14 protein-coding genes are annotated in these 19,126 nt (G+C 69.6%); 6 read left to right on the top strand and 8 right to left on the bottom strand.

The genetic code is table 11. From position 1 onward, the window contains the following. The first annotated feature begins 4 nt into the window (after nt 1-4). Nucleotides 5-1,621: an MFS transporter gene (locus JZ792_RS03535; protein WP_216906779.1), complete on the top strand. Its 1,617-nt coding sequence runs from the start codon at nt 5-7 to the stop codon at nt 1,619-1,621. On the opposite strand, the gene JZ792_RS03530 is transcribed toward JZ792_RS03535, so the two are convergent. Further along, the gene (locus JZ792_RS03530) at nt 1,618-2,196 is read right to left on the bottom strand and encodes a TetR/AcrR family transcriptional regulator (RefSeq protein ID WP_216906776.1); all 579 of its coding nucleotides are present in this window, start codon (nt 2,194-2,196) and stop codon (nt 1,618-1,620) included. The genes JZ792_RS03535 and JZ792_RS03530 overlap by 4 nt on opposite strands. A 103-nt stretch (nt 2,197-2,299) precedes the next feature. On the opposite strand from JZ792_RS03530, the gene JZ792_RS03525 reads away from it, so the two are divergent. Further along, nucleotides 2,300-3,352: a nucleoside hydrolase gene (locus JZ792_RS03525; RefSeq protein ID WP_216906774.1), complete on the top strand. Its 1,053-nt coding sequence runs from the start codon at nt 2,300-2,302 to the stop codon at nt 3,350-3,352. Then, nucleotides 3,349-4,233 (top strand): amidohydrolase family protein, encoded by an 885-nt coding sequence (locus tag JZ792_RS03520; RefSeq protein WP_216906772.1) that lies wholly within the window; start codon nt 3,349-3,351, stop codon nt 4,231-4,233. Before JZ792_RS03525 ends, JZ792_RS03520 begins: the two co-directional genes overlap by 4 nt. A 7-nt stretch (nt 4,234-4,240) precedes the next feature. On the opposite strand, the gene recD is transcribed toward JZ792_RS03520, so the two are convergent. The 3 genes from recD to recC form a co-directional block, all read right to left on the bottom strand. Then, nucleotides 4,241-6,154 carry an exodeoxyribonuclease V subunit alpha gene (gene recD, locus JZ792_RS03515; RefSeq protein ID WP_216906770.1) on the bottom strand — a complete coding sequence of 638 codons (1,914 nt, stop codon included), beginning with the start codon at nt 6,152-6,154 and terminating at the stop codon, nt 4,241-4,243. 85 nt (nt 6,155-6,239) lie between these two features. Next, nucleotides 6,240-9,626 carry a UvrD-helicase domain-containing protein gene (locus tag JZ792_RS03510; RefSeq protein ID WP_216906768.1) on the bottom strand — a complete coding sequence of 1,129 codons (3,387 nt, stop codon included), beginning with the start codon at nt 9,624-9,626 and terminating at the stop codon, nt 6,240-6,242. Between the two features lie 190 nt (nt 9,627-9,816). After that, nucleotides 9,817-13,167, bottom strand: a complete 3,351-nt coding sequence (gene recC, locus JZ792_RS03505; RefSeq protein WP_216906766.1) for an exodeoxyribonuclease V subunit gamma — start codon at nt 13,165-13,167, stop codon at nt 9,817-9,819. Nucleotides 13,168-13,371: 204 nt separating this feature from the next. On the opposite strand from recC, the gene JZ792_RS03500 reads away from it, so the two are divergent. The 3 genes from JZ792_RS03500 (at nt 13,372) to JZ792_RS03490 (ending at nt 16,264) form a co-directional block, all read left to right on the top strand. Continuing rightward, nucleotides 13,372-13,554: a hypothetical protein gene (locus tag JZ792_RS03500; protein ID WP_308165137.1), complete on the top strand. Its 183-nt coding sequence runs from the start codon at nt 13,372-13,374 to the stop codon at nt 13,552-13,554. Between the two features lie 165 nt (nt 13,555-13,719). Beyond that, a complete protein-coding gene (locus JZ792_RS03495) occupies nt 13,720-14,580 on the top strand; it encodes a serine hydrolase (RefSeq protein WP_216906762.1) in 861 nt (286 codons plus the stop codon). A 250-nt stretch (nt 14,581-14,830) separates the two neighbouring features. After that, the gene (locus tag JZ792_RS03490) at nt 14,831-16,264 is read left to right on the top strand and encodes an NAD(P)/FAD-dependent oxidoreductase (RefSeq protein ID WP_216906760.1); all 1,434 of its coding nucleotides are present in this window, start codon (nt 14,831-14,833) and stop codon (nt 16,262-16,264) included. Nucleotides 16,265-16,422: 158 nt separating this feature from the next. Here the strand turns inward: JZ792_RS03490 and JZ792_RS03485 are convergent, their stop codons facing one another. The 4 genes from JZ792_RS03485 to JZ792_RS03470 are packed head-to-tail and all read right to left on the bottom strand — an operon-like array spanning nt 16,423 to nt 18,667. Continuing rightward, entirely contained in the window at nt 16,423-16,794 is a 372-nt protein-coding gene (locus JZ792_RS03485; protein WP_196148605.1) for a hypothetical protein, read from the bottom strand. A 13-nt stretch (nt 16,795-16,807) separates the two neighbouring features. Then, on the bottom strand, nt 16,808-17,287 hold the full coding sequence (locus tag JZ792_RS03480) for a roadblock/LC7 domain-containing protein (protein WP_308165125.1): 480 nt from the start codon (nt 17,285-17,287) through the stop codon (nt 16,808-16,810). Beyond that, complete coding sequence (locus tag JZ792_RS03475; protein WP_216906758.1) at nt 17,284-18,285, bottom strand: hypothetical protein; 1,002 nt, start codon at nt 18,283-18,285, stop codon at nt 17,284-17,286. The genes JZ792_RS03480 and JZ792_RS03475 overlap by 4 nt, the downstream gene beginning before the upstream one ends. Next, entirely contained in the window at nt 18,275-18,667 is a 393-nt protein-coding gene (locus JZ792_RS03470; RefSeq protein WP_109524321.1) for a hypothetical protein, read from the bottom strand. Before JZ792_RS03470 ends, JZ792_RS03475 begins: the two co-directional genes overlap by 11 nt. Between the last annotated feature and the right edge of the window lie 459 nt (nt 18,668-19,126).

The raw sequence follows: 19,126 nt of genomic DNA, 5'->3' as shown, positions 1-19,126 counted from the left end.
TGCAATGGTGACTCGCCCGTCACCGTTCCCGGAAGGAGATAGCCTCGTGGATTCCGTCTCGCCCGTGCTCACCCCGGACGGGACGCTGCCGCGTGCCGGACGCACCGAATGGGTCGGGCTCACCGTGCTCGCACTGGCCTGTCTGGTCTACGCCATGGATATGACGGTCCTGCACCTGGCCGTGCCGATGATCAGCGCCGAGCTGCATCCGAGCAGCGCGCAACTGCTCTGGGTCATCGACATATACGGGTTCATGGTGGCGGGCCTGCTGATCACCATGGGCACCCTCGGCGACCGGATCGGCAGGCGACGGATTCTGCTGTTCGGCGCGGCGCTGTTCGCGGTGGTTTCGGTGGTCGCCGCGTTCGCGACCAGCACCGAGGTCCTCATAGCCTGTCGCGCGCTACTTGGTATCGCCGGGGCGACGGTCGCGCCGTCCACGCTGTCGCTGATCTTCAACATGTTCCGCGACGCCAGGCAGCGGTCGATCGCGGTCGGCGTGTGGGTCGGCGCGTATTCGACCGGCGGCGCGGTGGGGCCGATCTTCGGCGGCGTACTCCTCGAACACTTCTGGTGGGGCTCGGTCTTCCTGCTCGCGGTGCCGGTGATGGTGTTGTTGCTCGTCCTCGGCCCCAGGGTGCTGCCGGAATTCCGTGATCCGGGGGCCGGGCGGCTCGATCCGCTGAGCGCGGCACTGTGCGTGGCGACGATGATCGCCGTGGTTTTCGGTATGAAGGCGATCGCGCAGGACGGTCTCGGCCTCGGTCCGGCGCTGGCGCTGGCGGGCGGCGCGCTGCTCGCGGTGGTGTTCACCCGCAGACAGCTGCGCAGTTCCGATCCGATGCTCGACCTGCGGTTGTTCCGGCTTCCCACGTTCCGGATCGCACTGGTGATCAATATGATCGGCGTTTTCGTCGCGTTCGGGTATTTCCTGTTCGTCGCCCAGTACTTCCAACTCGTCCTCGGCATGAGCCCACTGGCGACCGGCCTGGTGATGGCGCCCTCGGGCCTGGGCTTCCTGATCGGTTCGCAACTGACCCCGCGCGTGATGCCGCTGGTGCGCCCCGCCTATCTGATCGGTGGCGGACTGGCGCTGACCGGCGTCGGTCTGCTGATGATGACGCGACTGAGCGCGGGCGACGGATACGGCCTCGCGCTGGCGGCGTCGGTGGTCTGTTCGCTCGGACTGGCACCGGTTTTCGGCATCACCACCGAGATGATCGTGGGGTCGGCGCCGCCCGAACAGGCGGGCGCGGCGTCGGGCGTCTCGGAGACCGGGGCCGAACTCGGTGGCGCACTGGGAATCTCGATCCTCGGCAGCGTCAGCATCGCGATCTACCGCGGTGACCTCGCCACGACGCTGCCCGCCGGACTGTCCGAGGACGACGTCCACTCGGTCCGTGACACGCTCGGCGCGGCCGCGCGGGTCGCGTCGGAACTGCCGGGTGACCTCGGTGACGCGGTCCTCGGCGCGGCGCGCACGGCATACCTGCACGGCGTCCACATCACCGCGGCCATCGCTGGTATCGCCTCGCTCGTCATCGCGGTGGTGGCCCTGCGGCAACTGTGGAATGTGCCGGTCCTCGATACCGGCGAGCAGGCCGGGGACCGCGACGATTAGGGCGTCGCGGTCCCGGCGACGGCGTGGAACGCCTCGACCAGTCGCCCGCCGCCGGGGACCGCGCCGCCGGGGTCGATGATCCACAGCACCGAGAATCCCTGTGTGATCGCGAAATACAGTTCCGCGACGGCGTCGGCCTGCGCGGCGTCGAGTTCGGGATGGGTTTCGCGAAGGGCAGTGGCGATATCGGCGTACGCGCCCGCCAGGTTGTCGGACATGAACGACTGTGGCCGGTCCGACCGCGCGACGCGCAGCAGGTTCTCCATACTCGCCAACATGCCCTCGCGATGTTCGGCGAAGATCGCGGGCAGACCGTCGACCAGCGCCGCGAACGTCTCGGTCATCGGCAGGTCGGCGGTGGTGCGGATCAACGCGTCCATGGCGTCGCCGATGCCGGTGCCCAGCGCCTCGGCCAGTGCCTCGGTGATGAGGCGTTCCTTGGAGCCGAAGTGGTAGCCGATGGCGGCGAGGCTGACGCCCGCCGCCGCGGCGATATCGCGCGCGGTGGTCTTGGCGACGCCGCGTTCCATGATCGCCTTGCGCGCTCCCGCCAGCAGGTCTTCCCGGTTGCCCATCCCCACAGCCTACAACACGTCTTAGACATATGTACCAGACGTATGTCCTAACGCTGGCGACGCCACCGGGCCGGGTTGTCCGGACGGTCGCTAGTCTCGTGCTGTGCGAGCGCGGATCATCCTGGACGTCGACACCGGCATCGACGACTCACTGGCCCTGCTGTACCTGCTGGCCTCCCCCGATGCCGAGATCGCCGGAATCGCCGCCACCGCGGGCAACGTTCCCGCCGACCGGGTGGCCGCGAACAATCTGGCGTGGCTGGACGTGTGCGGAGCCCCCGACATCGAGGTGGCGCTCGGCGCGCCGGAACCGCTGGCGATTCCGCTGCGAACCACCGAGGACACCCACGGTCCGCAGGGCATCGGCTATGCCGAACTTCCCGAATCGACGCGATCGCTCTCGGACCGATCCGCCGCGCGGATGTGGGTCGAGCTCGCCAGGGCGCATCCGGGCGAACTCATCGGACTGTGCACCGGCCCGTTGACCAATCTCGCGCTGGCGCTGCGGATCGAACCCGAACTCCCGACCCTGCTGCGACGACTCGTCGTGATGGGCGGCGCGTTCAACCATCCGGGCAACACCACGCCGACCAACGAATGGAATGTGCACGTCGACCCCGAGGCCGCCAAGGAGGTGTTCGACGCCTTCTCCTCGGCTCCCGCCGACCGCAGGCCCATCATCTGCGCCCTCGACATCACCGAAACCATCGAGATGTTCCCCGAGCATCTGCGCAGGCTCGCGGAGCGGGCGGGATGCCCTCCTGACCGACCCGTCTCGGCGCACGATCCGGACGGACTGCGCTCCACCTCGCCGAATCCGGTGGTGCGCCACATCGACGACGCGGTGCGGTTCTACTTCGAATTCCACCGTCATCACGACCAGGGGTACCTCGCGCACATGCACGATCCGTTCGCGGCCGCGGTGGCCATCGATCCCGCACTCGCGGTGCTGCGGCCCGCGACGGTGGACGTCGAACTGACCGGAACACTCACCAGGGCGACCACGGTCGCCGACTGGGCGGGGATGTGGGGCAGGCAACCCAACGCCGACATCGTGATCGGCACCGATCCGGTGGTCTTCTTCGATCGGCTGATCACCCGGGTCGGCGATTTCGCGCGGGCGGTGCATCCACCCGCACGCCAGGAGGTGTCATGACCGGCCACGACGACAACGCCTATCTCGCCGATTTCCGCTCCCGGCTCGAGCTGCCCGGCATCATCGACGTCCACACCCATTTCATGCCCGAACAGGTACTGCGCAAGGTATGGGCGTATTTCGACGCGGTGGGTCCGATGACGGGCAAGGACTGGCCGATCACCTATCGCGACGACGAACAGGTGCGCCTGAAGACCCTGCGCGACTTCGGTGTTCGCGCCTTCACCGCGCTGGTGTACCCGCACAAACCCGCGATGGCGGCGTGGCTCAACGAGTGGACCGCCGATTTCGCGCGACGGACACCGGACTGCCTGCACACCGCGACCTTCTATCCCGAGCCGGGCGCACCGGAATATGTGCGGACCGCGATCGACCGGGGCGCACGGGTTTTCAAGGTGCACATCCAGGTCGGCGACTTCGCCCCGAACGATCCCCTGCTCGACCCGGTGTGGGGCCTGCTGGAGGACAGCGGAATTCCCGCGCTCGTGCACTGCGGTTCCGGCCCCGCTCCCGGCACCTACACCGGACCCGAACCCATGGCCGCGCTGTTGCGGCGCTTCCCGCGCCTGCGCTTGATCGTCGCCCACATGGGCACCCCCGAATATTCCGAATTCCTGGACCTGGCACAGGAATACGTGGGCGTCCACCTCGACACCACGATGGTCTGGACCGACTTCAGCGAAGCGGACGCCCCCTACCCGGTCACCGAACGGGGACGGTTGCACGACCTGGGCGAGCGCATCCTCTTCGGCAGCGACTTCCCGAATATTCCGTATCCGTACGGACATTCGGTGTACGCGCTGGAACGGCTGGAGCTGGGCGAGGACTGGCTGCGGCAGGTCTGCTACCGGAACGCGGCGCGATTGTTCGACGTACGCTGAGCACGCTTCACCCGGTGCCCGCCGGTTCCTGGACACCGCGTCGCGACAGCCCGCTGGCGCGCAGCACCCGGCGAGCGATGGCGGCGCGAATGGATTCGTCGGTGCCGATGACGCGCACGTGGCGACGCGCCCTGGTGATCGCCGTATAGAGCAGTTCCCTGGTCAGCAGGGTGGATTCCGGTTCGGGCAGGACCACCGAGACCGTGTCGTACTGGCTGCCCTGGCTGCGATGGATGGTCATCGCGAATACCGTGACCACGGAGGGGAACTGGGTGGGATGCACCAGGTAGGGGGTGCTGCCGCGTTGCAGTGCCGCCCGCAGCGATCCGTCGGGCAGCCGCACGATGACACCGGTGTCGCCGTTGTAGATACGGGCCTCGTGGTCGTTGGCGGTAACCAGCAGCGGCTGGCCGGGATACCAGGGCGCGAGCGCGGATTCGGGACCCGCACCGCCCGCGGCGGCCCATTCCGCCGCCATCCGGTCCCACCGTTCGACACCGAACGGTCCCTGCCGGTGCGCGCACAGCAGCCGATGCGATTCCAGCGCGGTCAGCGCGCCCGCCGCGTCGCCCTCGAGCGCCGCCGAGGTCACCGCGGCGGCCGCGGCGACGACGTCGGCGCGGACGGCCCTGGTCTGATCGGGAGCGCACAGCGACAGTTCGGGTCCGCCCGCGCGCAGTAGTTCCAGGGCGGTGTCGGCGTCGCCAGCCCGGACCGCGACGGCGAGTTCGGCGATCCTGCCGCCGAATCGGCGACCGCGCGTCAACCGGACGATGCCACCGCGCAACCGGGTCCGCTCCAGCGCCGACAGCGCCTCCGCGTCGCGATCACCGTCGGTCGCCTGGCCGCCCAGGATGCGGTCCAGGATCGGATTGGGTTCGCCGACAACCGGTCCCGCGACGAGATCGGCCAGGACCGCGCCCGCGTCCACCGAGGCCAGCTGATCGGGATCACCGACAAGCACCACCCTCGTGTCGGGGCGCAGTGCGGCGAGCAGACTCGCCATCATGGTCAGCGAGACCATCGAGGTCTCGTCCACCACGATCACGTCGTAGGGCAGCCGATTGAACTCGTGGTAGCGGAACCGGGCGGTGCGGCCGCGCTGCCAGCCGAGCAGGCGGTGCAGGGTGGCCGCGGTGAGTTCGGGCAGACCGAGTTCGCCCGCCTGTTCACGCACCGCCTCCTGCAATCGGGCCGCGGCCTTACCCGTGGGCGCGGCCAGGGCGATGCGCAGTGCGGGGGCCTTCGGATCGGCCTTGCGGTGCGCGTCGAGCAAGGCCAGGATGCGCGCGATGGTGTGAGTCTTCCCGGTGCCGGGACCGCCCGCGACCACCGTGGTCCAGTGCGTGGCCGCCAACGCGGCGGCCAGCCGCTGACGATCGGTCGCGATGCCGTGCGGACCGTCGAAGAGCCGATCCAGTTCCACGCGCACGATATCGGGATCGACGACCGGATGGTGGGCGGCCCGTTCGGTGAGCACCAGGCGGATCGTCTGCTCCTGCTGGAAATACCTGTCCAGATAGAGCAGCGGTCCCGCGTCGGAACCGGCCTCGGCCGGGACGACCCGCAGCGGGGTGAGCGGCCCGCCCGAGCCGCCGACGACCAGCGGACTCACCCGCAACGCCGCGACCACCGCCTCGATATCGGGCCACGGCAACGCGGTCGGATCGATACCGGCCGTCTCGCGGTCCTCGTCGGCGTCGACACCGATATCGCGCATGCGGTAGAGCTCGAGGCATACCGATCCCGAGCGCACCGCCCGCACCGCCAGCGCGGCCGCGAAGAGCACCTCCTCGGACGATTCGCGCCCGAGCCTGCCCAACCGCAGCGCGACGTGCACGTCCGCCGCCGACAGCACGCCCGCCTCGTTGAATATTCGCAGCAGACCGGTGCCGCGCTGGGCCACCTGGATCGATGTCACCGGCGCACCGGAACCTTCCGTATCGCGGTGGTTCCGCCGGACTCCGACACCCGGATCCGCCGCAGCCGCACCTCGGCCACCGCGCTCACGAGATCTCCCCCGCGAGCAGATCCGACAGCGCCAGGATCAACGCGGGCGGGGGATCCCAGTCGAAGACGCCGCATCCGGGCGGGGTCGCCGGGCCGATCATGCCGCGCACGAACAGGTAGGCGCAGCCGCCCAGATGCCGCTCGGGATCGTAGCCGGGCAACCGCCAGCGCAGATACCGGTGCAGGGCCACCGAATACAGCAGCGCCTGGAGCGGATAGTGCGAGCGCAGCATCTCCGCCGCCATGCGTTCGCGCGTGTAGTGATCGACGGTCAGGTCGCCGGTGCCGAGCCGGTTGGTCTTGTAGTCGACGACGACGAAACGAGGTGCCGCGCCGTCGGTGACACGCAGGACCGCGTCGATACTGCCGGTGAGATAGCCGCGCAGCGGGGTGTCCTCCAGGGTTTCCACCTGGTCGGCGTAGGTGTGGAAGATGTCGTCGGCGCCGAGATGCGCGCGCAGCAGATCCGCGATCCGGCGCAGCGTGGAAGGGCGCGTCGCGAGCACGTCGCCACCGGCCAGCGGCAGTTCGAAATCGAGTTCGGCGAGTCGGTCGCGACCGGCGAAATCGGCGAGCGCGCCGCATCCGAGCGGCGTGCGCAGCACGGCGCCCAGCGCGGCGCCCAGCAGTTCCGGATCGAAATCGGCCATCGACTCCTCGACGGCGTGACGGCACCGGGCATGTACTTCGGCGTCGAGATCTGCGGCGTCGGTGTCGACACGTTCGAGGACCGAATGCACCAGGGTGCCGAATTCCGCGCCGTAGGGCAGCGCGTTCATCAGCGACGACGCCCCGGCGACCGGCTCGTCCTCGAGGATCGGCGCGTCGGCGGGTTCGTCGCCGGGTCCGCGTTCGTCCTCGGGCTCGCTGTCGGTCACGAATTCGTGGGCGCCCGCGGTCAACGCCGAGTAGGAGGTGCGCCGCCAATGCTGATCCAGGACGCGGTCGAACCGCGCCGCCGCCAGTTCACCGGTCGCGGCCTCGGTGCGCACCCGCCGGATCTCGACGGAGTCGGTGGCCCGCACCGCGGTCACCGACACGGCGTCGGCGGCCGTGGCCGCCCAGGCCGACAGTGTCTGCGCGGCCACGGCGTCGGCGGGTACCGTCGCCCGGTTCGGCACCGTGTCGCCGCCGTCGGGCCTGCCGAAGATCATGCGGTGCAGCGGGGCCGCCGCGGTGGTGGCCGCGGGCGCCCACCAGGCGACGACCTGACATTCTGCCCTGGTCAGCGCCACATACAGCAGACGCAGTTCCTCGCCCGCCTCCTCGGCCTCGGCACGTTGCCTGCGCTCGGCGTATCCGGCGGCGTCCGGTCCGCCGACGTCGAGTACCCGCGCGCCGTCCTCGTCGTGGAACAGCAGCGTGGCCGGATACGGATTCTTCGCGCTGTCCCACGCGAAAGGCAGGTAGACGAGCGGGAATTCGAGTCCCTTACTGGCGTGCACCGTCGCGATCTGGACCGCGGCGGCGTCACGGTCGAGGCGACGGCTGCGGTCGGCGACGCTGCCGGAGGCCGGATCGCGCACCCGGTCGCCGAGCCACCGGGTCAGCGCGGTGAGCCCGAATCCCTCGGTGAGCGCGACCTGGTCGAGCAGTTGCGCGATATGGCGCAGGTCGGTCAGTTGCCGTTCACCGTTCTCGACGGTCAGCAATCGGGACGCGAGATTCGCTTCCGCGGACAGTTTCTCGAAGACCGCCGCGAATCCGGCCCGGGCGAAGAGCCGGGACGCGTCGCGCAACTGGGCGCTCACACGGCCGACCAGATCGGCTCCGCCGCTGTCGATTTCGGCGGCGCTCACCCCGAGGATCGGGGTGCAGGCGGCCAGTCGGACACGGTCGGATCGGTGCGGTTGTTCCAGCGCACGCAACAGCCACAGCCAGTCGGTGGCGCTGGGGGTGGCGAAGACGCTGGTGCCGCCCGCCAGGACCGAGGCGACTCCGACGCGGTCCAAAGCCGCGCGCACGACGTCGATCTGGGAGCGGGTGCGAACCAGGACGGCGATATCGCCGGGGCCGATCGGGCGGCTCGCCGTCGCGGCGGTGTCGGGCGGAGTCGCCGCGGAATCGGTCGCGACGCCCGCGTCGATGCGCGATCCCGATTCGAGCAGCTGGACGATATCGGCGGCCAGATCGTCGGCGACCCGAGCGCGCTGCCGACCGACCACGGGGAAACCGGATTTGTTCAGCGGCCCCGCGCCCGTGCGCGGCAGGCATCGCACCCGCAGCGGGGTGAGGAGTTCGGCGGGACCTGTCAATCGAGTCCACGGCCGGGTCGCGGCGACCGGATACACCGAGATGTCGTGATGGCCCAGTGCCGCACCACCGTAGAGGTGGTCGAGCGCGGCGAGCAGCCCGGCGTCGCTGCGCCAGTTGGTGGTGAGGCCGAGGCGGCTGTCGGCGTGGGCGACGGCGTCGAGATAACTCAGCACCTCCGCACCCCGGAAGGCGTAGATGGCCTGTTTCGGATCCCCGACCAGGACCATGGTGGTGTGGCCGTGGAAGGACCGGCGCAGGATGTCCCATTGCAGTGGATCGGTGTCCTGGAACTCGTCCACCAGGGCCACCCGGTAGCGGTCCCTGATCCGGGCACACGCGCGTTCGCCGTGCGCCGGGTCGGCGAGCACGTCGTGCAGCAGTACGAGCAGATCGTCGAAATCGCGCAGTCCGGCCAACCGTTTGCGCCGCTCGGTCTCGGCGCGCACCGCGGCCACGAACGCGGCCCGCTCGCCGATCCGGCCCTCGTCCCTCGGGATCAGCGCGGCGTGGCGGTCACCCACGGCGGCGAGCGCGAGGGTGTGCGCGTCGGAGAGCGGGAACGGCGGTTCGGTCCGGGCGTACCGGTGCAGGTAGAGGTCGTCGGCGACGGTGCGGACGAGTTCGTCGACGGTGTCGACCAGTCGCGCGCCGGGATCGTGCTCACCCGCCAGGCCGAGTTCGTCGAGCATGCGCTGACAGAAGCTGTGGGTGGTCACGATGGTGCCCGCGTCGAACTCGGACAGGGCGACCAGCAGCCGGGCCCGCCTGCGCCACACCTGCTCGGCGTCGACCTGCGCCAGATGCCGAACGAGTCCGTCGTCGCAGGTACGGGCGGTCTCGGGATCGGCCAGTGCCGCCGCGACCGCGACGAACCGATCCCTGGCGCGTTCCCGCAGTTCCTGGGTCGCCGCGCGACTGAAGGTGACGAGCAGCAACTGCGAGATATCGATGCCGATCTCGGCGACGTAGCGCACCGCGAGTCCGACGATCGCGTGGGTTTTACCGGTACCCGCGCTCGCCTCCAGCACGGTGGTTCCGGTGGGCAACGGCCCGAAGGGATCGAACGATTCCGCCGACTTCACGGCCCCCGGCACCGGCAACGCGAGATCCGCGTCCTGCACCGTCATTCCGGATCCCTGCTTCCACCGTCTACCGACCGCCCCCGAACACTCCCCCGCGCCGCGCACAGCCTACTGCGCATGGGCCGCCACCCACGGGAACCTGCCCGCGCGTCGCGGCGCTCGATACCGGCGCCCGGCGGGGCCGTACCGCCGCGCGTGTCCGTTCGGCCCTGCCGTGTCGTGCCGTCGGGCCCGGTCACGGGCTGCCCTGGATCTCGGCGGCCAGCAACGGGGCCCACAGGCGGCGGGCGAGCGCGCCGAAGCGGGTGCTCTCGGCGGTTTCGCCCGCGGGGGCGGGGACGGCGGTCAGGTCGTCCAGGTGCGGGGCCGCGCCCCAGATGTAGCGCAGGTGGCGGTCGGTGTGGTCGCCGAATTTCCCCGGACCGTTGGCGCCGCCGTTGAATTCGCGTTCGGCGGCGGCGAACGACTCTTCGGTGCTCGCACCGCGGAAGCGACGTTCGGCGTACGCGGCGGTGGCTGTGGGCGCGATCGGCAGCGGTTCGGTCAGCCCGGCGTCGCGCAGTCTGACGATTTCCCGCAGGATCTCCACCGCGGCGGGCGCGGTCGGCGCGGTGAGCGCGGAACGCCATGCGGGACGGCTGAACTGGCCTCGTCCGGTGGTGATCGCCTGCCAGGTGCGGTCCTCGGTCGCGGCGAGCGCGAGCACCGAAACCCACGCGGTGATCCGATGTTTGGGGGCGAGGCGCGAATAGGTGGTGCGCACGAGGGTTTCCCCGCGCACCTCGGGCACCGTTCCGGTCAGCCTGCGTCCCTTGCCCAGATCGATCGCGATATCCACCGCCCGCGCGGGAACCTGGTAGTCGGCGGCCGACGCGCGCACCAATTTGTCGACCGTGCGCTCGATCTCGTCGAGTACGGCCGCGCCGAGCGCGAACGGCGGGATGACCCCGCGCCGCCATTCCGCGGCCCGAAGACCGGCGGGATCGGCGCCGGTCAGCCGGGCGTTCAGCATACGTTCGCCCAGTTCCCATTTCGCCAGGCCGTCCAATTCGATCGGAAGGCGATCGGCGATGTCCTCCTGGTGTTCGGGTACCCGCAGGCCGAGCCGTTGCCACAGGAACGCGCGGATCGGGTGTTCGACGAACGACACCAGATCGGCCAGCGCCACGTCACCGAGTTCGGGGGTCGGCAACGGGTCGGGCAGAAATGCCGGGCGCGGGTGGGCGGGGCGGTCGGCCGCCCGCGCGCCCGCCAGCGCGACCGCGTCGAAACTGAACGGGCGGTCGGCGCGGAAGTTGCGGCGGTCGAAACTCTGGAGCGGATGGCGGATCGCGACCTCGGACAGGTCGCCGCCGAGATAGCCGCGCAGCACGTCCAGCAGTTCGGCCACCGGAATCGCGGGCGGCCGTGGCGCGCCACTGACCGGATCGGCGCCGGTGTGCAACAGCAGCAACTTCTCCCGCGCCGCCGTGATCGCGTCGAGCAGTAGTTGCCGGTCCTCGCTGCGGGCATCCCGTTCCCCCGGCAGCGGGTCGCGGGCGAGGACATCGTCGCCGTCCACCCCGCCCGCACGCGGGAACACGTCGTCGTCCAGGCCGAGCAGCACGACCACCCGGTGCGGCACCGACCGCATCGGGACCATGGTGCAGACGGTGAGTTCGCCGGTGCGGAAATTCGCGCGGGTCGGCCGGGCCGCGAGCCGCCCGGCCAGCAGCACGCCGACATCGGGCAGCCGCAGCGACACGTCGCCCGCGTGTTCGGTGGCTGCGGCGAGTTCGCGCCTGGCCTCGGCCCGGACCCACGCCTGACTCTCCGGCACGTCGGTGAGCAGGTCGAGCGCGCGGCCCAGCGCCGCGGCCCATTCGTGCGCGGGCCTGGGCCCGCGCAGATCACGCAGACAGACCGCGAGCCGGTCGATGAATTCCGCGAAGCGGCCCGCCAGATCGACGTCGTTGCTGTCGACATCACCCAGCGGCAGGGCCAGATCCAGCCAGTCGTCGGTGCTCTCGTCGGCGGTGACGCCGAGCAGGATCCGGTCCACCGCGCCGTTGAGGGTGTTCTGCCCGAAATCCGCGAGACCGAACGCCTGGCGCTGTCGCTGCCCGATCCCCCACCTGGCACCCGATTCGGCCGCCCACTCGCGCAGCCGCTCGATCCCGTCGTCATCGAATCCGCAACGCCTGCGCACGGTTTCCGACGACGCCAGATCCAGCACCTGGGTGACCGTCACCCGGCCGTCGGCGAGTTCGAGCAGGACCGCGATCACCGAGAGCAGTGGATTGGTGACACCGCGCCCGCGATCGGCGAGCCGCACCCGCAGGAGCTGCGCCGGATGCGCGGCGTCGGGATCCCCCGACCCCGCCGACCGGGCCCCGAAGGCTGCCCTGACCAGTGGCGCGTAGACCTCCACCTCGGGGCACATGATCAGCACATCGCGCGGTTCGAGCGTCGGATCGGCGGCGAACAGTCCGAGCAACGCTTCCCGCAGCACCTCCACCTGCCGCGTCGGGCCGTGGCAGGCGTGGATGCGCAGGCTGTCGTCCGCGCTGTCGCGGACGCTCGGCGGCCACCGGTCGTCACGGATATCGTCCTGCACCGCGGCCAGCAGGGTCGGCGCGGGCCGGGAAGGCTCTGCGGGCACCGCACCGCCGAGGTATTCGTCGGAGCCGGTGACGCCGGACAGGCGCTGCTGCAATTCGCGTACATCGCGACCGAGGGCCGAGAGCAACGGGTGACGCACCGAGGTCGCGGAGGTGTCGGCGGCGCGTGTGGTCGCGACGGGCGACCCGTCGAGAGCCGACCACATGGCCCGGCTCGGGTGCGCGAGCCACACGTGCACGTCCCGCGCCGCCGCGACGGCGTCGAGTACCTCGAGCTGGTCGGCGGGCAATCGGGTCACCCCGAACAGCGAGATCCGTTGCGGCAGTTCGACCAGACCGGGTTCCGCGCGCAGCCGGTCGCACGCGGGGGCGAGCCGTTCGGCCGGACTCGGCGCACCGGACTCGGCCCGCAACCGCCGCCACAACTCGGGCTGCCACAGCAGATCCGACGGCACCGGCCTGCCCGCGCCGTCGGTGTCCGATCCCGCCGCCCACTCGGCGATCATGGCCGGACGCTGGGCGGCGTAACTCTCGAAGAGCCCGCACAGATGGGCGGCGGTGGAGTAGCGCCTGCCCGCGCGATGGTCGGCGCCCGCCGGGTCGGCGACACCGAGGTGACGCGACAGGACCGCGGCCCACGGCTCGGACACGGCCGCGTCGATCACCCGCAGCATCGCCCACACCACGCGCTCGCGCGCCCACGGATCGTCCTCGGGACGGATACCGCCCGCGGCCGCGAGCGCCGAGGTCACCAGCGTCGACGGCGAGGGGAAAGCGATATTCGCGGCGACACTGTCGCGGGCGGCACCGCCCGGGGTGACCCCGAGCACCGCCGACAGACGTTGCGTCAGCCACCGTTCCACACCTTTGGCGGGCACCGCGACCACCTCGGCGGCGAACGGATCCGCGAGCGGCGTCGCCAGCAGCGCGGCGAGCCCGTCCGCCAGGGCGTCGGCGCGCTCGGCCCGGTGGATGTGCAGCGGCATTGGTCGTTTATACGCCAGCGACCGTCGCGCAACCGAGCCGCCCCGTCCGGCGCGAAGTGACATGAGCCACAGGTGAACGCGCCACTCGGCCGTGTCGCGCGAAGCCCGTCGACCCGTATGCGACAGTGCTGCCCCGGGGAGGAACGGCAGAGCTGGATCGAAAGGCTGGTTTCGCGTTTCATGCAGACGAGGGTGATTCCCTTGGTGCCCCGAGGTGGTTTCACGGTGCGCCGGATCGGTGACCGGTGGGAACTGGTCAACTCGGGTTTCTACGGCCGCGGCGTCGTCGTGAACAGTTGGCCGCGCGAGCGCCACGCGGAGGCCTTCGCGCACTGCTACCGTCTCAACGGTCGCACCGTCGAGGAATTGCTCGCCGCGTTCCGGTGAACCCGCCGCGCGAAACCGCGGCGGCGAAAACCACTGCGGTGCAATGCGCGACGATCTTCGCTAGCACAGCGGGCGAACTAGCTCAAGACGTGCGTCCGGAGCGCCGATGTGCCATTGTGAACCCTCGTGCGTTACCCCTCGACCGTCACCCGGACACCGTCCCGCGTGGCCGCATCCGCCTGTGTCCTCGCCACCGCCGCGATTCTGCTGTCGAGCGCGCCCGCGCTGATTCCCGCTTCGGGACTATCCAGAGCCCAGGCGGTGCCGCTCACCCCCGTGCGCGGCTGCCTGGCGGGATTCGACTGCGATATGAGTTCACGGATCGACGCGGCGGACAACTACCTGCGCACCCGGCCCGGTGTCACCGGGTACGTGCTGCGCGATCGGGTCAGCGGCGGGGTGTACGCGAACGAGAGCGCCGAGAACGCCGTCTGGACCGCGTCGACGATCAAATTGGCCATCGCGGTCGATCTGCTCAATCGCGCCAGGGTCGGCGCGATCGCACTGGGCCCCGACGATCGCGGCCTGATGGAATCCATGCTCGCGACCTCGAACGACCAGGCCACCGATGTGCTGTGGAACAAGTACGCCGGTCTGGACCGGATGGCGTTCAACAACGCCTTCCGCGCCAACGGCATGTCCTCGCTGGTTCCGCAGCCGACCAATACCGCGTTGTTCCCGGACTGGTCGTTCCAGAAATGCACGGCGGCCGATCTGGACCGGCTGATGGACTACGTGCTCAACCGCATGCACCCCGACGACAAGAACTACCTGCTCGACCGCATGCGCGCGGTGGACTACAACCAGCACTGGGGTGTCTGGGGCGCGGGCGCGCGGATGCGTCCCGGCCTCAAGAACGGCTGGTCGGCCGAACAGGGCGGCTGGGTGGTCAACTCGGTCGGGTTCGCCGGACCCGGTGAGCGCTACACCCTGGCCATCATGAGTTCGCTCGGCGGCGACGGCGGCTACACCGAGGGCGCCGATACCGACACCAAGGTCGCGGAGTTGCTGCTCTCGGGCCGCTGACTCCTCCCGGAACCGGGGTTTCCGCCTGAATTCGGGCCGTGCGCGCGTCCTCGCCACGCGCGGCCCGATTCGTGAGGTCAGCCGGACGCGCGGTTCACCGTGGACGCCCGCCGCCGGTGAGTTCGGCCCGAAACCGAAGATCACGAACCGGGTGCTCGTCGTGCCGGTCGGATTCGAGCCGACTACCGTTGGTCGGGTCAAGGAATACGTCCGCCGGGGAAGAGCCCCAGGTCTGTCTAGGAGCACGACGATGAGCACACAGGATGTCGAGACCCGACGTCACCGGGTGGTGGTGATCGGATCGGGATTCGGTGGCCTGTTCGGCACCAAACATCTCAAGCGCGCCGACGTCGACGTCACCCTGATTTCCAAGACTTCCACTCATCTGTTCCAGCCGTTGCTCTACCAGGTCGCCACCGGCATCCTGTCCGTCGGTGAGATCGCGCCCGCGACGCGGCTGGTGCTGCGCAAGCAGAAGAACTCGCGCGTGCTGCTCGGTGACGTGATCGATATCGATCTCGAATCCAGGACGGTCACGTCGCGGATGCTGAACCAGAACACCGTCACCCCCTTCGACAGCTTGATCGTCGCCACCGGCGCGCAGCAGTCGTATTTCGGCAACGACCGCTTCGCCACCTACGCCCCCGGCATGAAGACCATCGACGACGCGCTCGAACTGCGCGCGCGCATTCTCGGCGCGTTCGAGGGCGCCGAATTGGCCACCACGCAGGAGATGCGCGACCGCCTGCTCACCTTCGTGGTGATCGGCGCGGGCCCGACCGGCGTGGAATTGGCCGGGCAGATCGCCGAACTGTCCGACCGCACGCTGGAGGGCACTTTCCACAATATCGATCCGCGTGACGCGCGGGTCGTCCTCATCGAGGGCGCGGGCGCGGTACTCGGTCCGATGGGACCGAAACTCGGCGGCAAGGCGCAGCGGCGACTGGAGAAGATGGGCGTCGAGATCCAACTCAACGCCATGGTCACCGATATCGACGCGCACGGCGTCACGGTGAAGGACGCCGACGGCACGATCCGCCGCATCGAATCCTCGTGCAAGGTGTGGTCGGCGGGTGTGCAGGGCAGTCCGCTCGGCAAGATGCTCGCCGAACGCTCCGACGGCACCACGACCGATCGCGCCGGACGCGTCATCGTGGAGCCCGACCTCACCATCAAGGGCCATCCGAACGTCTTCGTGGTCGGTGACCTGATGTCGGTGCCGGATGTGCCGGGCCAGGCCCAGGGCGCGATCCAGGGCGCCACCTACGCGGCCAAGCAGATCAAGGCGGGCCTGAAAGGCCAAGCGCCGCAGGATCGTAAGCCGTTCAAGTACTTCAACAAGGGCAGTATGGCCACGGTGTCGCGTTTCAGCGCCGTCTGCCAGATCGGCAAGCTGGAATTCGGCGGGTTCATCGCGTGGCTGGCGTGGCTGGCGCTGCACCTGTACTACCTGGTCGGATACCGCAGCCGCATCGTGACCGTCATCCAGTGGTTCGTGACGTTCCTCGGCCGCAGCAGGGGCCAGATGGCGGCCACCGAGCAGTGGGTTTTCGCCCGGCTCGCGGTCGAAGCGGTCCAGGCCGATCAGGAGGACGCCGACGAACTCGCGGCGGCACTGGGTGCGCCACCCGCCGAGAACGGGCGTCTCGCGACCGAGAAGGCCGCCGACCGCCGAGCGGGCTGACGGTCACAGGTACCGAACAGGGTGGGCGCCGGCGAGTATGCCGGATCCCACCCTGTGCTCGTTCGGCGACGCACCCGCCGGTCGCGGCAGCGACCTGGGCGCGCGAACGGCGCCCGAACTGCCGCGCGGCTCCGATCCGGGCCCCACGAGCGAACCGGTCACACTTCCAGTTCCTCCTCGATGCCCTTGAGACGGTGGCGCGCCAGCGCGAGGTTCGCCCGGCTGCGGTCGAGTGCGAGGTAGAGGAACAGACCCTTGGATTTGCGGCCGGTCATCGGCCGGATGATGTGGTACTGGGCGGACAGCGTGATCAGCATGTCCTCGATGTCCTCGTTGAGCCCGAGCTGTTCGATGGTGCGCATCTTCGCCCGCACCACCTCGGTATTGCCCGCGCTGGCGACCTGGAGGTCGAGGGCCTTGGAGCTGCCCAGCGTGCCGAGCGCCATACCGCTGTTGTAGTCGACGACCGCGGCGCCGAGCGCACCGTCGATCACCATCATGTTCTTCAATGACAGATCCATATTGGACATGCCGATTCCTTTCTCATACTTCGGTATTCGTTACCTGAACTTTTCGGGAATCGTTGGACGCGGCCGCGAGATGGTCCGCGATCGTGCGCGCGACAGGACGCGACTCGAGGTGCAGCCTGCCGACATTGGCATCCGGTCCGGCCAGCACGGTCAATGAGGTCCAACCGGCCGCGTAGACGACGACGTGGCCTTCGGTGCCGCGCACCACGACCTCGTGGAATCCACCGCCGTGCGCGGTGGTCGCCAGCCGGTAGGACAGGGCGAGCTGGGAGGCGGACAGCGCGGCCATCCCGTTGGGTTCGATATTCTCGGGCAGGTCGTGCGCGATCAACAGACCGTCGCTCGACGCGACCAGCGCGCCGGTCAATTGCGGTACCCGCTCGCGCAATGCCTTCAGTTCTCCCAGCACCACCGAATTCGGATCGGGTTCGGGCACCGCCACCTTGGTCAACCTTCCCATCAGATCGCCGAGCAGTCTTCTCCGCGCGGTCACGCAAGCTCCTCCAACGCCGCGAGAATGCGGGTCAGCACGTCGCGGTCGACCGGTTCCCACCGGTCACGAACGGATTCCGGCACCGCGGAGCGCACACGGCGCCGCGGCAGCGGAGTGGTCATGACACCACCCGGGGCGACCGCCACCTGGCCCGCGATCACCCGCTCGGTGTTCCAGCGCGACTGTTCGGTCGGCGCAGCGTCGGTCAGCGCCCTCTCGGTCAGCGCGGCGTCAGTCGGTGCAACGTCGGTCAGCGCCCTCTCGGTCAGCGCGGCGTCAGTCGGTGCAACGTCGGGGAGCACGCCGCCGGTGAGCAAAGCACCGGGACGCACGTCGGTGGCGCGCAAATCGTCGGCGGGCTCGACCGTCCGATGCGGCACCGGCGCTTCGATCAGGCCCGCCGCGGTCAGATCCCGTACCGCCACCAGACATCCGTAGGTGGTGCGGCCGAGCGCACGGGCGATACCGGCGACACTGCGACGGGAATCCGCGGCGGCGAGTACCTCGGCCTGGCCGCACGGGAGAGCCCGACGACGCCGACGGCCCGCGCGGACCGGCACCACCGGCGCTCGATCCACCAGATCCGCGGGCCACGGCCCGGATTCCTGATCGCCGCGGCGCGCGCATTCGCGAACGAGCTCTCGTGGTGGAATCCGGCAGACCGGGGCCAACCAGTGCGCGGGCGCGGGCCGGAATTCGGGCACCGAGGGCGAGGCGAGCAGGAAGTACGCGGCGTCGTACACCGACAGCATCGCCAGTGCCTCCAGCCGTGGCCGACCGACGAGTTTGCCCGCGTCACCCGCGCCCGCGCGCTGCCAGTCCTCGGCCGAGACCACCCCCGAGTCGACGACCAGGCGATCCAAACCCGTTGTGCGCCTGCAATCGACGAACGCGATCGCTCCGCCCGCGAGGTGGAACGTGCCGTCGCCCGCGCGCAGCGTTCCGGTCCGCTCCTCTCGTTCCAACCGGCGCAACTCGCCCGCGAGTTCAACGCCCATGACCGACCTCGGCGAAATCGGCGAGGATGCCGCGCAGCTGGAAACGCGCCATGGCCAGGTTCCCGGTATCGCCGTCGAAGACGACGTGGACGAAGAGCCGCCCGTCGAAATCCCCCGGCACCGGATTCAATAGGTGGTAGCCGAGTGTGCCGCAGACGATCAGTTCGGTGATGTCGTCACCTTCGCGCGCGGTCGTCAACGCCGGACATCCGACCACCGCTCGAATCACGTCCGTGGTCGCCGCCGCGTCCTCGTGTTGGTCAACCAATTCGTGCCTACCCGCCGCCGCGATCGCGAGACCGCTCGCACCGTCCACCAGCGTCACGCTGCTCGCCCCCGGGATCTCCATGATGCGTTGCAGGCAGCCGTCTATTCCGATCACCGCGCTCCGGCCCTGTCCTGTAAAGGGTTTCAGGGTTCGAGACGCTACACAATGCGCGCGACGCATGTAAAGGAATCGGCAAAGAATTCTCGGTACCCAAAGCATTTTCCCAGCAACCGCCGTAAGAAAACCTTCCGGTATCAACATTTTTCGACGCCGTAGAACGGCGCGATTTCGAATACCGAACGGTATGAATACCTTTCGGTCTCGGATGCGCGCGACACAATGCGACGGAGCCGCCCTCGGGCGACGAGACGTCCACCGGGAGGCGCCGACGACCCGCCGCAGCCGCTCCGCTATCCTCCGCCCCGACGCGCCGGTCGGGATTTCCGCTCACATCGGCGCGACCGGGCAAACGTCGACCCGCCGTCCCGCGACAGGCAACGGGCGCAACGACTTCGGCTACGACGGCGCACACGCCGCCCATAGCCCGCAACAGAACTCGACGGAATCCGGGGT

The sequence above is a fragment of the Nocardia noduli genome, from assembly GCF_019038455.1.
GTDB classification, from domain to species: Bacteria; Actinomycetota; Actinomycetes; order Mycobacteriales; family Mycobacteriaceae; genus Nocardia; species Nocardia noduli.
Note: the sequence above shows the minus strand (reverse complement) of the source record. Positions and strands in the feature narration are given on the sequence as shown.

Coding starts and splice junctions, on each gene's coding strand:
- JZ792_RS03535 (WP_216906779.1), top strand. CDS start 5: ATGGTGACTCGCCCGTCACCGTTCCCGGAAGGAGATAGCCTCGTGGAT.
- JZ792_RS03530 (WP_216906776.1), bottom strand. CDS start 2,196: ATGGGCAACCGGGAAGACCTGCTGGCGGGAGCGCGCAAGGCGATCATG.
- JZ792_RS03520 (WP_216906772.1), top strand. CDS start 3,349: ATGACCGGCCACGACGACAACGCCTATCTCGCCGATTTCCGCTCCCGG.
- JZ792_RS03510 (WP_216906768.1), bottom strand. CDS start 9,626: ATGACGGTGCAGGACGCGGATCTCGCGTTGCCGGTGCCGGGGGCCGTG.
- recC (WP_216906766.1), bottom strand. CDS start 13,167: ATGCCGCTGCACATCCACCGGGCCGAGCGCGCCGACGCCCTGGCGGAC.
- JZ792_RS03490 (WP_216906760.1), top strand. CDS start 14,831: ATGAGCACACAGGATGTCGAGACCCGACGTCACCGGGTGGTGGTGATC.
- JZ792_RS03485 (WP_196148605.1), bottom strand. CDS start 16,794: ATGTCCAATATGGATCTGTCATTGAAGAACATGATGGTGATCGACGGT.
- JZ792_RS03475 (WP_216906758.1), bottom strand. CDS start 18,285: ATGGGCGTTGAACTCGCGGGCGAGTTGCGCCGGTTGGAACGAGAGGAG.